Source organism: Amycolatopsis suaedae (assembly GCF_004214935.1).
Lineage (GTDB): Bacteria > Actinomycetota > Actinomycetes > Mycobacteriales > Pseudonocardiaceae > Amycolatopsis > Amycolatopsis suaedae.
Window position 1 is genome coordinate 1 of sequence record NZ_SFCC01000010.1, and the last position, 15,791, is coordinate 15,791.

A 15,791-nucleotide genomic window follows, 5' to 3' on the forward strand; every position below is an offset into this window, starting at 1 on the left:
CAACAACGGGCGTCAGTGGCTTTACGAGCCAAGCCCTCCACGATCTCCGTCCACACACATCATCACTGTGGCCTTCACGTGCTTTGGGCGTCCGGGAGCACGGCGGCGGGCGAGCGGGTGGGGTCCCAGGCCCGCATCAGGGAGGCGTAGCGGGGCGAGGTGGCCAGCAGCTCGTCGTGGGTGCCGAGCAGGGTGTCACCGCCGTCCATCACCAGCACCCGGCGCGCCCGCAGCGCGGAGCTGAGCCGGTGCGCGATCACCACCAGCACGCCGCCCCGCTCGGCGAACGCCCGCTCGGCGCGGGCCTCGGCGGCGGGGTCCAGGTTGGCCGTCGCCTCGTCGAGCACGACCACCCGTGCCCGGCCCGCGTACACCCTGGCCAGTGCCAGCAGTTGCGCCTGCCCCGCGGACAGGCCCTCGGCCGCGTGGCCGATCGGCCCGTCCAGCCCGCCCAGGCGCTCGACCAGACCGCTCGCGCCGACCGCGTCGGCGGCGGCCAGCAGGTCGGCGTCCGACGCGTCCGGGTTCACCAGCGCGAGGTTCTCCCGGACGGTGCCCGCGAAAACGTACGCCTCCTGCGGAATCAACGCCACCAGCTCGTGCCGCAGCTCCTGCTCGGTGTCCCCGACCGGCACCCCGCCCAGCAGCACACTGCCCTGCCCCGGCCGCACCATGCCGGTCAGCAGGGCAGCCAATGTCGACTTGCCGATACCGGACGGGCCGACGACAGCGAGGTGGTCGCCCGGTTCGAGGTCCAGGTTCAGCCCGCGCACCACCGGTTCGGCGTGCTCGCCCCAGCCGAACGTCAGCTCCCGCACGACGACGTTGGCGTTGACCGGACGGGCCGTTCCCGCCGGAACGGCCGGGTGGTCGACGGTCTCGGCGAGCCTGCGCAACGCCACCAGCAGCCGCAGCACCACGGTGCTCGCGGTCGCGGCCAGGCCCTGCAGCGCGGGCTGCAACGTCGACGCCAGGTAGACCAGCATCCCCAGCGCCGCACCGGCCGTCAGCTCGCCCGCCGCGACCCGGCCCGGTGCCGCCAGCAGCACCAGAACCAGCGGCAGGAACCCGCCGACGGACACCACCAGCGTGCGCAGCGCCGCCGCGTTCGCCATCCGGGACGCCGCCGCGGCCTGGCCGTCGACGGCCTCGAAGACCCCCAGCGTCGCCACCCGCTCGGCACCACACGCGACGACGTCCCGCATGCCCGCGAGCACCGCACCAGCGGACTCGGCGGTCCGCTCGTCGGCCAGCGCGACGGCCCGCTGCCGCCGGGCCAGCGACGGCAGCAAGCCGCAGAACAGCAGGATCGCCCCGGCGACCGGACCCGCGACCAGCCAGGCCAGCTCGCCCGCGACGGTGAACACCCCGGCCAGCGCGGCCACGGTCGTCACGATCATCCCCCTGGCGCGCACGAGCAGCCCGGCGGTGGCGTCCCGCACCACTTCGACGTGCTGGGTGATGCGGGCGACGCCGCTGGCGTCGGGTGCGTGCCGGTGCGGGGTCGGGTCGCGCAGTACCCCGCCGACGACGGCGTCGACCAGCACGTCCCGCAACGGCTCCACCACCAGGCCGAGCTGACGCCAGATGAGCCGCGAGCCCAGCGCGCCGGCCACCGAGACGGCACCGAACACGGCCAGCCACCACAGCCCGGTCACCGGCGCCCCGGCGGCGAACCCGGTGTCGACGGCCTGCTCGACCAGCCGCCCGGACAGGAACGCGGGCAGCGCCTCCAGCGCCGAACAGGCCACCAGCACCAGCCCGCCCCGCCACTGGGCGGCGAGCGCACGCCAGTACAGCCTCACGACTCGTCCCCGGTGAAGACCGCGCGGTAGTCGCCGCGCTCCCACAGCACGTCGTGCGGTGCGACGGCCACCAGCCTGCCGCCATCCAGCCACGCCACCAGGTCCGCGCGGGCCGCCGTGGCCACCCGGTGCGTGACGACGACCCGGGTCCGGCCGGGCAGCGCGTGCGCGATGGCGTCCTCGACCCGTGCCTCGGTGACGGTGTCCAGGCTGGCCGTGGCGTCGTCCAGCAGCAGCACCTTGGGGCCGCGTACGAGTGCCCTGGCCAGGCCGAGCCGCTGCGCCTCCCCGCCGGACAGCGGGGTCCGCGCGAGCGGCGTGCGGTAGCCGTCGGGCAGCCGGACGACGAGGTCGTCCACCTGCGCGGCGCGGCAGGCCGCGCGCACGGCCACCTCACCGGCCCACGTTCCGTAGGCGACCGCGTCGGCGACGGTCGTGCCCAGCAGCGCGGGCCGTTCGAACGCGCAGCCGATCGCGTACCGCAGGGCCTCCGGCCGCATCCGCGCGATCGGCAGATCGTCGAGCAGGACCCGTCCACCGTCCGGCGTGACCAGCCCGCCCATGGTCTTGACCAGCACGGACTTCCCCGACCCCGACGGCCCGACCACGGCGAGGAACGTCCCGCCGGGTACGGTGAGATCGACGCCGTCCAGTGCCCCGTCGACGGTGACCCCCCGCAGTTCCAGGTGTCCCGGCCCGGGCCGCAGCCGGGAGTGGCCCGCGTGCGGCGGCGGCTCGTCGAGCACCTCGGCGATGCGCTGCGCACACGAGCGGGCCCGCGCCAGCGTGGTCAGCATCGGGATCTGGCCGACCAGGCCCATGCCGAGCGCGACGTACCCGAGCGCGGCGAGGACGTCGCCGACGCTGAGCCTGCCCGCCGCGACGCCGAACCCGGCGGCGGCGAGGACGGCCAGTTCGACGGCGGGCAGCAGCAACGCCGCCCGCCAGACCATGCGGGCCTGCGTCTGCCACATCCCGGCACCGGCACCGGCCAGTTCGGGCAGCGGGCGCAGTACGCGCCGGGTCTCCTGACCGGCCGTGCCGGTCGCGGCGATCGTGCGCAGGCCGCGGACGGCGTCCAGCAGCCGTGCGGCGATCTCACCGGACACCCGCTGGTAGGTGAGCACGTCGTCGGCCGTGTGCCGCAGATGCGACCGGGCCAGCAGCATCGCCACCGGCACGCTGCCGAGGAACACCAGCGCCAGCCGCCAGTCCAGGACGGCCAGCAGCACGATGGCACCGGTCGACAACGCGGTGGCCGTGACGAGCTGAAGAAGAACGGTGGTGACGCCGGACGCGGTCGCGCAGTCGCCGGTGAGCCTGCTGACGGCGTCGCCGTCGGCGAACCGGGAACGCGTGCCGAGCGTGACGAGGTGCCGGGTGAGCCTGCGCCGCAGCCAGGCTCCCGCCGACGCGGTCAGGCGGGCGGTGACCAGCAGGACGAGGGCGTCGGCGCCGATGTCGGCCGCGCCGACGGCGAGCAGCCAGGCGACGGCGGGCCAGCTGGACTCACCCGCGACGGCCCGGTCGACGGCGTCGGCGAGGGCTCCGGGCAGTAGGAGCCCGGCCGCGACGCCGATCAGCGCGGCGGTGACGATCAACGTGAGCCGGGGGCGGTCCCGGAAGGCGACCGCCGCGAGCAGCCGGTCACCTCGGCGCATACCGCCGCCCTTTCGTAGAAATCAGGTTGCAGATGGCGCAATCAGCCCCACTTGTGGGTGATCGTGGCCCATGATGAAGGCGCGGGAGCGGCGCACTTGGCCTGTGCCGCTCCCGCGCCGTCTGTCACCTACCCCGAAGGATCAGTGGCAGGTCAGCAGCGAGATGGTGCTGTTGTTGCAGGAGGCCAGCAGGCTCAGGTTGCTGCCGTGGCCGCCGCCGCTGCCGCCGCCGAACTGGGCGCCCTCGGTGTCCTCCATAGCCTGCAGGTCCAGAACGAGCTCCATGGTGGATCCTTTCGTCGGTTTTCACTCCCCCGGCCGACTCGGCCGGAAGTCTTGGGTACGGCCGAGAAACGGCAGCACCGCTCCATGGCCGTCGAGGACGGCGGCGAGTGCGAGCAGCACGCCGGCGCCGCCGGTGTTGAGGTCCATCGACAACCGCAGCAACTGGTTGCCGGGGAAGGCAACGCCGCCGCGGTAGGGCAACGCGTACCAGGCGAACCGGGACAGGTGCCGCGCGATGACACCGTCCAGTTCCGGGTCCGGCTGCCTGCGGCCCGCCGCGGCCAGCGCGGCCATCAGCCCGGCCCTGCCGAACATCAGCCCGGGGTGGATGACGAACTCGCCGCGGCACGCCAGCAACAGGTCCGGCAGCCGGCCGGCAGGCGGCCGGTGAACGGCGAGTTCCTCGGCCACCAGCGCGATCCCGGCACTGCCGATGCCGACGTAGGGCAGCGTGCGGGCGTCACCGTCGCGGACCTGCAACGAGCCGTCGTCGGTGGTCGCGCACTCGGCCAGGTCGCGGTCGAGCGCGGCGGCCGCGTGGTCGAGCCAGGTCTCGTCGCCGGTGCGTTCGAAGAGCCGGGTGAACAGCAACGCGGGCCCCGACCAGCCACTGAGCAGCCCCGCCCTGCCGAACTTGCCCGGCGGTTCAGCGTCCGGCAGCGCACCGGCCAGCCGCTCGCCGAGGTGGACGGCCTTGTCCAGGTGCGCCCGGTCGTCCCGGGTGGCGGCGAAGTGCAGGTGGTTCAGACCGATGCCGGCCAGCCCGCCCTCCAGGTTGTGGTCGGTGGTCTTGCGGACGAGCCCCTCCGCCGCCGCCAGCAGCTCGTCGGCGAGGTCGTGGTGCCCGAAGTTCTCCAGTACGTAGGCGATGCCGTGGGCACCGTCGTAGAACCCCGGTCGCACCGGCGGCGTGCGGCGCACGGCGTCGATCAGCCACCGCTCGTGTTCCGGGTACCGGCTTGCCTCGGTCCTGTGCAACGCGTGCAGCACGCCCGCCGCGCCGTAGCCGAAGCACAGCCCGCCGACCTCGAACTGCTGGATGTCACCGGGAAACAGCCGGTCGGTGCGTTCGGGGGTCGCGCTGGCGAGGATGGCCTCGGCGATCGACTTGCGGACCGCCTGCCAGTCCGGCTCGGCCTGGTCCAGCTCGGTGGTGGCCGGCTCGTGCCGGACGTCGCCCCGGGGAGCCAGCTCGGCGCGGATGGCGTCGCCGAAGCCGCTGGGCAGCGGGAATCGCTCGGTGACGAAGTCCACCAGCGAGTCCAGCTTGGCGGGAGCCAGCTCCAGCAATGTGTTGAGCGGCAGGAACAACCACAGCTTCAGGGCGGCGAGTGCGTAGGTGTCGACCTCGGTGCCGGTGCGGTCGCGGGGTGCGCGGAACCCCGGCGCGCCCAGCGCCGGCCTGCCGCCGGTGGCGGCGTCGAAGGCCAGCTCGAAGTCGATGAGCGCGGGCTGGTCCTCGTCGTCGACGAGGATGTTCAGCGCGTGCAGGTCGCCGAACACCACACCACGCTCGTGGACCTGCCGCACCAGCAGCTCGATGCGGTCCAGCAACGCCAGTGTCCGCCTGGCGTAGGCGGCGAGATCCTCGTCGGACGCCTCCCGCCTGGTCAGCGGGTAGTGCCGGGACAGCCAGGAGCCCAGCGGCTTGCCCGGCAGGTACCGCATGGCGAGGAAGTGGTGCTCCCACACGGTGAACCGGTCGTAGACCTCCGGAATGCCGGCGATCCCGGCCAGCCGTTCGAGGATCTCGTGCTCACGGCGTAGCCGCTCGACGGCGTCGACCAGGTCGCGGTCCAGACCAGCGTGTGGCCGCGCCTCCTTGAGGACCAGCTCGTGGTCGTCGGCGAGGCGGTTGGCGAGGTAGACGCCACCGCCGTTGGAGAAGTGCAGCGACCGCGTCACGCGGTAGGGGAACTGCGCGGGGTCGCCGGACTTGCGGGCGGCGACATGCGGCTCGAGGAATGTGGGTAATTCGACCCACGCGGGGTAGGAAAAGGCCGGGCCACGCTTGTCCGGTACGAGCGTGCCATCCGGTTTGCGGATGGCCAGTACCCGCGTTCCGTCGGACTCGACCCACTGTTCGGCGAATCCGCCATACCTGACGAAGAGTGGACCGGCACCGTAGCGAAGATCACTCAGAATGTAGGGTCCGGCCTGACCGGACAACTCGGCGGAAAGGTCCGCAAGGGCTCGTTGCAAACCGTCCTCGTCCGCCGGATAAATGGTGATCAGTTTTCCACTTCCGTCCCGCGGCGCGTATTTCGAATTGCGAGCCAGCAGGATGCCACGCGTGCGCAGGTGCTTGTAGGCGACACCCTGCTCGACGCAGTACCGGTGCACGGTAGCCAGCACGTGCACGGCATTGTCCATTGTCGCGGAAATGTGGATCTTCCAGCCCTGAGCAGGTAGCGAACCCGCCGCGCCGACCGGCTGCAGAGAACGCCAGATTCCACGCTCGGACTCGACCCAGCCGGCGGGCAGCGGAAGTGCCGACGCGAAATCCTCCTCGGCTGTGCCGGCGTTGCGCTGCTCGTCGAAGAACAACGGGTCCGCGAAGCAGAATGCTTCATACCGGAGATCCATCGGACCCTTCCTGGTCAAAATTCACTACGCGGGGTGCCGCAATATTCCCCCATGTCGGACGGCCGTGAGCCAATCCGCCATTTCAGCGGTTTGCCAGGTCCGACGGAGGTCACTGATCGGTAATACCGGGCGGTAGGGAAACGCAGCGTGTAGGACCATCACCCGCATTTCACCCAGTCGGAGTGTAACGCCGACTGGCAAGCGGAAACTGCCTGGTAGGGCCTGTTAACGCAGACGCATTAACTCATTCTAACGAGATCATCGTCGAGTGTGGACCATCTTGTACAATCGTCAATAAGACTGTCCATTTTAGAGATACCATTGTTGCCACCCGATCGTGGTTCGATCATGCTCGGGTGATGACCGACGGACTCTCCAGCCGTAAGCTGTCCGCCCTCGATTCGGTGCTGAACACGGAGGTCGAGCGAGGCGGTCTGCCCGGTGCCGTCCTCGCCGTCGCCCACCACGGCAAGCTCGCCCACCTGCGGGCCTACGGTTACCGCGACCCGGCGGCAGGCGTGCCGATGACCGAGGACACCCTGTTCTGGCTCGCGTCGATGAGCAAACCGGTCACCACCGCCGGCGCCCTGCTGCTGCACGAACAGGGGTTGCTGCCGCTGGGCACACCGGTCGGCGAACTCCTGCCGCCACTGGCCGACCGGGTGGTCGGCGAGCGGCGGGAGCCCGCCATCCGGCAGCCGACCGTGCTCGACCTGCTGCGGCACACGTCCGGCATGGTCGAGGGAATGCTCGGGTCGACGCCGGTGCACCAGCTCTACACCGAGGCGTTCGGCAACGGCATGACCTCCTACACCGGCGCGGAGTTCGTCGAGCGGCTCGCTCCGCTGCCGTTGCTGCACCAGCCGGGCGAGCGCTGGCACTACGGCTGGGGACTCGACCTGACCGGCCTGGTCATCGAGGCCGTGACCGGCCAGCGGCTCGGCGACTACCTGGCACAGCGGTTGTTCACGCCGCTGGGCATGACCGACACCGGCTTCGGCGTGCCCGGCGGCGACGCGCACCGGTACGCGCGGGCGCTGCCCGGCCACTGGATGCCGGACCTGTCCATCGCGCGGTTCGACTCGGGTGGCGCGGGACTGGTCGGGACGGCGAGCGACTACCTGCGGTTCGCCCAGCTGCTGCTGGACGGCGGCGGCGAGCTGCTCGGCCGCAAGACCGTCGAGCACATGCTCACCGACCGGCTCGACCCGGGCACCGACCTCACCAGCCTGGCGGCCATGGAACCGGCCAGCGGTTTCGGGCTGGGCGTCGCGGTACGTCGCGGCAGCGGTGGCGCGACGACCGCGGGCTCACCCGGCGAGGTCACCTGGCCCGGCGTCAGCGGGACGTACTGGTGGGCCGACCCGGTCGAGCGGCTGGCCGTGGTGTTCATGGCACACGCACCGGCCCGCCGCTACCACCCGCTGATCCGCACCCTGGTGCTGTCGGCCCTGCGCTGAGCCTCAGGCCAGGTACTCCCGCAGGTGCCGGGCCGTCAGCGAGTCGCCGGTGGCGACCAGGTCGGCCGGCGTGCCGGTGAACACGACCCGCCCGCCGTCGTGGCCCGCGCCGGGGCCGAGGTCGACGATCCAGTCGGCGTGCGCCATGACCGCCTGGTGGTGCTCGATGACGATCACCGTGTTGCCCGCGTCGACCAGCCGGTCCAGCAACGCGAGCAGCTGGTCGACGTCGGCCAGGTGCAGGCCGGTGGTCGGCTCGTCCAGTACGTAGGTGGCGGCCTTCTCGGCCATGTGGATGGCGAGCTTGACCCGCTGCCGCTCGCCGCCGGACAGCGTCGTCAGCGGCTGGCCGAGCCCGAGGTAGCCGAGCCCGACGTCGGACAGCCGGTCCAGGATCACCCTGGCCTGCCCGGACGGGAAGAAGTCCCGCGCCTGCGCGACGGACATGGCCAGCACCTCGCTGATGTCCTTGCCGCGCAGCTTGAGCTTGAGGACCTCGGGCGTGAACCGCTTGCCCTCGCACTCCTCGCAGGTCGAGGCGACGCCGGCCATCATCGCCAGGTCGGTGTAGACCAGTCCGATGCCCTTGCAGTTCGGGCAGGCGCCCTCGGAGTTGGCGCTGAACAGGGCGGGCTTGACGCCGTTGGCCTTGGCGAACGCGGCGCGGATCGGGTCGAGCAGGCCGGTGTAGGTGGCCGGGTTGCTGCGCCGCGAGCCGCGGATCGGCGACTGGTCGACCACCACGACGCCGTCGCGGCCGGGCAGCGCGCCGTGGATCAGCGAGCTCTTGCCCGACCCGGCGACGCCGGTGACCACGGTCAGCACGCCGAGCGGGATGTCGACGCTGACGTTCTTGAGGTTGTGCGTGTTCGCCCCGACGATCGACAGCTGACCGGTGGGCGTCCGGACGGTGTCGCGCAGCCGGGCGCGGTGGTCGATGTGCCTGCCGGTCAGCGTGTCCGAGGCCCGCAGCCCGGCGACGTCGCCGGTGAAGCAGATCCGCCCGCCCGCCGTACCGGCGCCGGGGCCGAGGTCGACGACGTGGTCGGCGATGGCGATCGTCTCCGGCTTGTGCTCGACGACGAGCACCGTGTTTCCCTTGTCCTTCAAGCGAAGCAGCAGGTCGTTCATCCGGGCGATGTCGTGCGGGTGCAGGCCGACCGTCGGCTCGTCGAAGACGTAGGTGACGTCGGTGAGGCTGGACCCGAGGTGCCGCACCATCTTCACCCGCTGCGCCTCGCCACCGGACAGCGTGCTCGACTCGCGATCCAGGCTCAGGTAGCCGAGGCCGATCTCCACCAGCGACTCCAGCGTGCCGCGCAGCGTCGCCAGCAGCGGCGCGACCGACGGGTCGTCGACCTGCCGCAGCCACTCGGCGAGGTCGCTGATCTGCATGGACGAGCACTCGGCGATGTTGCGGCCCGCCACCTTCGCCGACAGCGCGGCGGGGTTGAGCCGGGAGCCGCCGCAGGCACCGCAGGTGGTGAACGTGACGGCCCGGTCGACGAACGCGCGGACGTGCCGTTGCATCGACTCGCGGTCCTTGGCCAGGTAGAGGCGCTGGACCTTGACCACCAGCCCCTCGTAGGTGATGTTCCCGCCCGAGGTCTTGATCTTCGTCACCGGCTTGTACATCAGGTCGTCCCACTGCCGCGGGGTGAAGTCCTTCAGCTTGACGTCCGGGTCGTAGAGGCCGGAACCCGCCAGGACCTGCCAGTACCACGAGTCGACCTGAAAGCCGGGGACGGTGATCGCGCCCTCGTTCAGCGACAGCTCCCTGTCGACCAGCTGCGACTCGTCGATGGTCGTCGCGCGGCCGAGGCCCTCGCACTCGGTGCACATGCCCTCGGCGTTGTTGAAGCTGAACGCCGAGGACGTGCCGACGTACGGTTCGCCCAGCCTGCTGAACAGGATGCGGAGCATGGCCGAGGCGTCGGTGGCGGTGCCGACGGTGGAGCGGGAGTTGGTGCCCATCCGCTCCTGGTCGACGATGATCGCCGCGCTCAGGTTGCGCAGGGCGTCGACGTCGGGCCTGCCGAGGCTGGGCATGAACGACTGGATGAACGCGGTGTAGGTCTCGTTGATGAGCCGCTGGGACTCAGCGGCGATCGTGCCGAACACCAGCGAGGACTTGCCCGAGCCGGACACGCCGGTGAACACGGTGAGGCGGCGCTTGGGGATGTCCACGGAGACGTCGGCCAGGTTGTTCTCCCTGGCGCCACGGACCTCGATGACGTCGTGGCTGTCGGCGGCTGGGCGCGGATCGGTCATGCGGGATTGCTCCTCGGGGATTGCTACGCTTTACAACGTAAGGAATCGGCGAACCAGATTACTTTACACTGTAAGGAGATGCAAGGTGGTCGTCTTCGCCGGGCAGGGAGACGCCCGCCGGTCGCTGTCGCTGCTGTGGGGAACGGAGCCGGCCGAGCAGACCCGGCCGGGTCCGAAGCCGGCACTGACCGCGGAGACGATCGCGGCGGCCGCCATCGAGCTGGCCGATGAGAAGGGCATGGCGGCGCTGTCGATGCGGGCCGTCGGCGAGCGGCTCGGGCGGACGGCGATGGCGCTGTACACCTACGTGCCAGGCAAGAGCGAGCTGATCGACCTCATGTACGACCGCGCGCACGCGGAGCTGTCGGGCGACTACCCGGCCGACGACGGCTGGCGGGGTGCGGTGACGGCCTGGGCCGAGGACCTGTGGCGGTTCTACCAGCGTCACCCCTGGCTGCTGCAGGTCTCGCAGGTGCGGCCGGTGCAGGGCCCGCACGAGTTCGCGGTCCTGGAGAAGCTGCTGACCATTTTGGACACCAGCGGGCTGAGCGCCGCGGTGCTGCGGCGGGTGGTCGGCACGCTGTTCCACTTCGTGCGCGGCGCGGCGCAGACCGTCGCCGAAGCACGGCTGGCGGCCCGCAGCACCGGGGTGTCCAACGACGACTGGTGGCACTCCCGCGCCGCGGTGATGGCCGAGGTCGTGCCGGACTTCGCCGAGCGCTTCCCCACCCTGGTCCGCCTCGGCCGCGACGACACGTTCCAGCTCGACCCCGGCCGCCCCTACCTGGAGCAGCAGGCGGAGGAGACCTTCGCGGTCGGCCTGACCGTCCTGCTGGACGGCATCGAGTCCGCGGTCGCCCGGAGTTCGTGACGCCGACATGCCGTGAAGGGGCGTCGGGGTCCCGGCAAGGTCCGGGGCTGGTGACCGTGCGCGAGCGTGGAACTCGCGGGCCGGAATGCAGAACTCGCGTGCATGAGCGCAGAACTCACGATGTGGACCGGGTTCTCACTTGGTGCCGGTCGCCCGCGTGAACGGCCCGTTCGCGCGAGTCGTACGTTCTCACGCGCGAGTCGTACGTTCCGGACCCGCGAGTTGCACGTTCCCGCCCGCCTGGTCCCAGTCCTCGCGTGGCGAACGGGCCGCCCGCCGCGAGTCTCGTGTTCAGGAAGGCACGGACTAAGCGGAGTGTCCTCCGGATGGTAGGGCGTGGGAAGGTGGACCTCCGCACCCGAAGGAGGGACGCCGTGTCGGCTTCTGGCACCCGGCCGTTGCGCGCGGACGCGCGCCGCAATCGTGAACGGCTGCTCGAAGTGGCCGTCTCGGCGTTCTCCAGCGACGGCGACGCCACCCTGGAGTCGATCGCCAAGGCGGCGGGGGTCGGCATCGGCACGCTCTACCGGCACTTCCCCACCCGCGAGGCCCTGATCGAGGCCACCTACCGGCACGAGCTGGACCGGTTGTGCGACTCGGTGCCCGCCCTCCTCGACGAACTCGCACCGGAGCAGGCGTTCCGGGCGTGGCTTGATCGGTTCATCGACTACCTGAACACCAAGCACGGCATGGCAGACGCGCTAAGAGCGGTGATCGCGTCGGGCGGTGACCCGTTCAAGCACAGCAGGGACCGGCTCGTCGGCGCGATGACCACGCTGCTCGGCGCCGCGACGCGAGCGGGCGTCTTCCGGACCGACATCACCGCGATCGACCTGCTGATGGCCCTCAGCGGACTGCCGCTCGCCTGCGACGACCCCGAACAGCGGGAACGCACCGACCGGCTGATCAACCTGTTGGTGGACGGCCTGCGCTACCGCCCCTAGCCGATTCTTAGCGACCCATTCGGCTGAGCACGTACGGTGGTGAAACGAACACACCCCCACCCGCCCGTTCGACGGGGCCATTCGGGTGACATTCCGTGACTGAGCAACGACTCAGTGGGGTACTCAGGTTGTGCTTCACCCTGTCTGATCCGGTATCCAGTATCGAACGGGTGAGCGTGGAGGGGAACGAAGGGACGCGGTGAACGACAACCCCCGAGCCGTGGGCGCGGCGCTGCGGGAATCACGGGTCAATGCCCAACTGACCCAGCAGGAACTCGCCGAGCGCTCCGGCGTCAGCCTGCGGACCATCCGCTCCATCGAGCACGGTCGCACCGAGCCGCGCCGGACGTCGATCCGGCTACTGGCGGGCGCACTCGGCCTCGCCGCGGACGAACTCGTCGACCCCGGCAGGGGCCGGCGGCTGCGGATCGACCTGCTGGGTCCGCTGAGCGTCACCGGCCCCGGCGGGCCGATCGACCTCGGTCCGCTGAAGCAGCGCTGCATCTTCGCGCTGCTCGCGCTGAACGCGAACCACACCGTGTCCCGCGACGACATCGTCGACACGCTGTGGGGTGAACAGCCCCCGGCGACCTGCGCCAACCTGGTGCACACCTACGTCTCCGGCCTGCGCCGCATCCTGCGCAGGCACCTGCTGGAGGACCTGGTCACGTCCGCTCCCGAGGGTTACGTGCTGGTCGCCGACCCGGAGGAGGTCGACCTGCTGCGGTTCGACGCCCTGGTCGCCAAGGCCAGGCTGCTCGTCGACACCGACGCGGGCGACGCACTCGACGTGTTCGAGCAGGCCGTCGCGGCCTGGCGTGGTCCGGTCCTCGCCGGCCTGCCGGCCGGCCTGCGCAGACACCCGCTCGCCCGCGCGGTCGCCGGCAGACGGCTGGCGTCGGTGCTGGAGTTCGCCGACCTCGCGCTCCCGCTCGGCCGCCACCATCCCGCGGTCACCCAGCTACGTCAGCTCGCCGACGAGGAACCCCTGCACGAAGGCGTGCACGCCCGTCTGATGCTGGCGCTGGCGGGCAGCGGCCAGCAGGCCGCGGCGCTGCGGCTGTTCGAGGACGTACGGGCACGGCTGTGCGACGAACTGGGCATCGAGCCCGGCGCGGAGCTACGCGACGCCCACGCCAGGGTCCTGCGTGACGACCTGCCCGCCACGGCCACGAACACCTGCCCGGCCATGCCACTGCCCGCTCAGCTGCCTGCCGCCGTGCCCGGCTTCGTCGGGCGGGAACCACAGCTGTCCCGGCTCGACGCCATGCTCGCCGAGCAGGGCACGACGATGGCCATCTCCGTACTGGAAGGACAGAGCGGCGCTGGCAAGACCGCGCTGGCCGTGCACTGGGCACAGCGGGTGCGGGACCGGTTCCCGGACGGCCAGCTGTTCCTCGACCTGCGTGGCTGCCCACCCGAGCAGCCGGTGCGGCCCGCCGAGGCGCTGGCCAGGTTCCTGCGTTCGTTCGGCCTTCCCGACACCCGCATCCCGACCGACCAGGACGAGGCCGCCGCGTTGTACCGCAGCCAGCTCGCCGGCAGCCGGGTGCTGATCGTCCTGGACAACGCCGCCGACGCCGCGCAGGTGCGGCCGCTGCTGCCGGGCGGGCCGGGCTGCGCGGTGATCGTCACCAGCCGCAAGCAGCTGACCGGGCTGGCGGCGCGGGACGGTGCCGAGCAGATCCCGGTCGACGCCCTGCCGCCGGAGCACGCACACGCGTTGCTCGCGGCGATGATCGGTCCCGACCGGGCAGCCGCCGAACCCGCCGCGGTCGCCGAGGTCGCCAAGGCGTGCGGTTACCTGCCGACGGCCCTGCGCACGGTCGGCGCCGGGCTCGCGGCCGCGCCCGACCAGAGCGTGGCCAGGTGCCTGGAGAACCTGCGGACCCGCGGCCTGCTGAACACGGCCCGGGTACCCAGCATGCGGCCGGCGCCACCGAAACTCGCCCGGCGGGCGGGGCGCTGAGCCATGGTCCGGTTGATCCTGTCGCCGTACGACTCCGGCCGTCACGGCGAGCGCATGGGCGCCGGTCCCGGCCACCTGCTCGACGGCGGGGCGGCAGGCCGGCTGGGGGCGACCGAGGTCGTCACCGTGGAGCTGGAGAATCCCGGGTTCCCGCAGGAGGTCCGGGCCGCTACCGAACTGCAGCGGGCCATCGCCCGCGAGGCCGCACTGGCGCGGTCCGCGGCCACCGCGCCGGTCGTGTTGTCCGGCAACTGCAACGCCACCGTCGGCGTGGTCGCCGGGATGACCACCGGCACCGACGACCTCGCGGTGCTCTGGCTGGACGCGCACGGCGACCTGAACACCCCGGACACCACGACGTCCGGATTCGTCGACGGGATGGGGCTTTCCGTGCTCACCGGCCGTTGCTGGCCCGCGCTGGCCGCCACGGTCCCCGGCTTCCGGCCGGTCCCCGACGAGCACGTGCTGCTGATCGGCGCCCGCGACCTGGACCCGGCCGAGGAGGCGGTACTCGCCGAGTCGGCGATCCGGTCGGTGCCTGCCAACGCCGGCCTGGTCGCCGACGCGGTGCGGCAGCTGCCCGGCCACGTCCGCCGGGTCCACCTGCACGTCGATCTCGACGTCCACGACGCCTTGCTGGTGGGCCGGGCCAACGAATACGCGGTACCCGGCGGTCCCGGCGCCACAGAGGTACGGCGGATCGTCGAGGCCGTCGCCGGGCTGCTGCCGGTGGTGAGCGCGACGTTCGCCGCCTACGACCCGGCGTTCGACACCGGCGACGCCGTCCGCGCGGCGGCGCTCGACCTGCTGGAGCTGACCGGAAACATCCTCAGGTGAGTGCCCGTTCGGCGGCGCCGGTGTAGGCACTGGACGGGCGGATCAGGCTGTTCGCGGCCAGCTGCTCGGTGATGTGCGCGGTCCAGCCGGTGATGCGCGCCGCCACGAAGATCGGCGTGAACACCGGGGTGTCGAAGCCCATCAGGTGATAGGCGGGCCCGGCCGGGTAGTCGAGGTTCGGGTGCAGGCCCTTGGCGTCGAGCATCGCGGCGGCCAGCTCCTCGTACAGATCCAGCAGCGCCTGCCCGTCGCGGATCTTCGCCACGTCGTCCAGTGCCTGCCGCATGGTCGGCACCCGCGAGTCGCCCTTCTTGTACACCCGATGCCCGAACCCCATGATCTTCCGCTTGTCCGCCAGCGCCGTGGCCAGCCACTCCCGGGCCCTGGCGGCGTCGCCGATCTCGGCGAACATCGCCATGACGGCCTCGTTCGCCCCACCGTGCAGCGGTCCCTTCAACGCGCCGACGGCGGCGGTCACCGCGCTGTACAGGTCGGACAGCGTGGAGGTGACCACGCGGGAGGTGAACGTCGAGGCGTTGAAGCTGTGCTCGGCGTAGAGCACGAGCGACGTCTCGAACGCCCGGACGATCTCCGGTTCGGGCACCTCGCCGAACGTCAGGTACAGGAAGTTCTCCGCGAACCCGAGGTCGTCCCTTGGCGGCAGCGGCAGCAGGCCCCTGCGGCGGCGCTGGGTGAACGCCACGACCGACGGCAGCGCGGCGAACAGCCGCAACGCCTTGGCGGCGTTGGCCCGCGGCGAGTTGTCGTCCTCGTGCGGGTCGTTGGCGCCGAGGATCGACACGGCCGTGCGCAACGTGTCCATCGGGTGCGCGGTCGCGGGCAGCGACAGCAGGGTGGTGACCAGCTCACGGGGCAGTTCCCGCTGCGCGCGCTCGGCCTCGGTCTGCTTGGCCAGCTGGGCGGGCGTGGGCAGTTCGCCGTGCCAGAGCAGGTAGGCGACCTCCTCGAACCGGCAGCGGGTGGCGAGCTGCTGGACGGGATAGCCGCGGTAGGTCAGCGAGTTGGTGTCCGGGTTGACCATGGAGATCCCGGTGGTGTCGACAACGACGCCGTCGAGTCCTTTGTGGATGGTGGACATGCT

General features: G+C 71.5%; 11 protein-coding genes. 5 read left to right on the forward strand and 6 right to left on the reverse strand.

Annotation, left to right across the window (positions count from 1 at the left end; genetic code table 11):
• Positions 1–74: 74 nt before the first annotated feature.
• From EWH70_RS19945 to lanKC, 4 genes are all read right to left on the reverse strand, one after another.
• On the reverse strand, positions 75–1,805 hold the full coding sequence (locus EWH70_RS19945; RefSeq protein WP_130476985.1) for an ATP-binding cassette domain-containing protein: 1,731 nt from the start codon (positions 1,803–1,805) through the stop codon (positions 75–77).
• Complete coding sequence (locus EWH70_RS19950; RefSeq protein WP_130476986.1) at positions 1,802–3,466, reverse strand: ABC transporter ATP-binding protein; 1,665 nt, start codon at positions 3,464–3,466, stop codon at positions 1,802–1,804. The genes EWH70_RS19945 and EWH70_RS19950 overlap by 4 nt, the downstream gene beginning before the upstream one ends.
• 141 nt (positions 3,467–3,607) lie before the next feature.
• Positions 3,608–3,751: a SapB/AmfS family lanthipeptide gene (locus EWH70_RS19955; protein WP_130476987.1), complete on the reverse strand. Its 144-nt coding sequence runs from the start codon at positions 3,749–3,751 to the stop codon at positions 3,608–3,610.
• A gap of 21 nt (positions 3,752–3,772) precedes the next feature.
• Positions 3,773–6,337, reverse strand: a complete 2,565-nt coding sequence (gene lanKC, locus EWH70_RS19960) for a class III lanthionine synthetase LanKC (RefSeq protein WP_130476988.1) — start codon at positions 6,335–6,337, stop codon at positions 3,773–3,775.
• Positions 6,338–6,696: 359 nt separating this feature from the next.
• Here lanKC and EWH70_RS19965 point away from each other — a divergent pair, with 359 nt between their 5' ends.
• Positions 6,697–7,797: a serine hydrolase domain-containing protein gene (locus EWH70_RS19965; protein ID WP_130476989.1), complete on the forward strand. Its 1,101-nt coding sequence runs from the start codon at positions 6,697–6,699 to the stop codon at positions 7,795–7,797.
• Between the two features lie 3 nt (positions 7,798–7,800).
• On the opposite strand, the gene EWH70_RS19970 is transcribed toward EWH70_RS19965, so the two are convergent.
• On the reverse strand, positions 7,801–10,068 hold the full coding sequence (locus EWH70_RS19970) for an ATP-binding cassette domain-containing protein (protein ID WP_130476990.1): 2,268 nt from the start codon (positions 10,066–10,068) through the stop codon (positions 7,801–7,803).
• Between the two features lie 85 nt (positions 10,069–10,153).
• Here EWH70_RS19970 and EWH70_RS19975 point away from each other — a divergent pair, with 85 nt between their 5' ends.
• The 4 genes from EWH70_RS19975 (at position 10,154) to EWH70_RS19990 (ending at position 14,689) form a co-directional block, all read left to right on the forward strand.
• Complete coding sequence (locus EWH70_RS19975) at positions 10,154–10,939, forward strand: TetR/AcrR family transcriptional regulator C-terminal domain-containing protein (RefSeq protein ID WP_130476991.1); 786 nt, start codon at positions 10,154–10,156, stop codon at positions 10,937–10,939.
• 374 nt (positions 10,940–11,313) lie between these two features.
• A complete protein-coding gene (locus EWH70_RS19980) occupies positions 11,314–11,883 on the forward strand; it encodes a TetR/AcrR family transcriptional regulator (protein ID WP_240687093.1) in 570 nt (189 codons plus the stop codon).
• Between the two features lie 199 nt (positions 11,884–12,082).
• Positions 12,083–13,852, forward strand: a complete 1,770-nt coding sequence (locus EWH70_RS19985) for a BTAD domain-containing putative transcriptional regulator (RefSeq protein WP_130476993.1) — start codon at positions 12,083–12,085, stop codon at positions 13,850–13,852.
• A 3-nt stretch (positions 13,853–13,855) separates the two neighbouring features.
• Positions 13,856–14,689: an arginase family protein gene (locus EWH70_RS19990; protein WP_130476994.1), complete on the forward strand. Its 834-nt coding sequence runs from the start codon at positions 13,856–13,858 to the stop codon at positions 14,687–14,689.
• On the opposite strand, the gene EWH70_RS19995 is transcribed toward EWH70_RS19990, so the two are convergent.
• Positions 14,682–15,788, reverse strand: coding sequence for a bifunctional 2-methylcitrate synthase/citrate synthase (locus EWH70_RS19995; RefSeq protein ID WP_130476995.1), 1,107 nt, complete (start codon positions 15,786–15,788; stop codon positions 14,682–14,684). The two genes, EWH70_RS19990 and EWH70_RS19995, sit on opposite strands and share 8 nt — an antisense overlap.
• Positions 15,789–15,791: the final 3 nt, after the last annotated feature.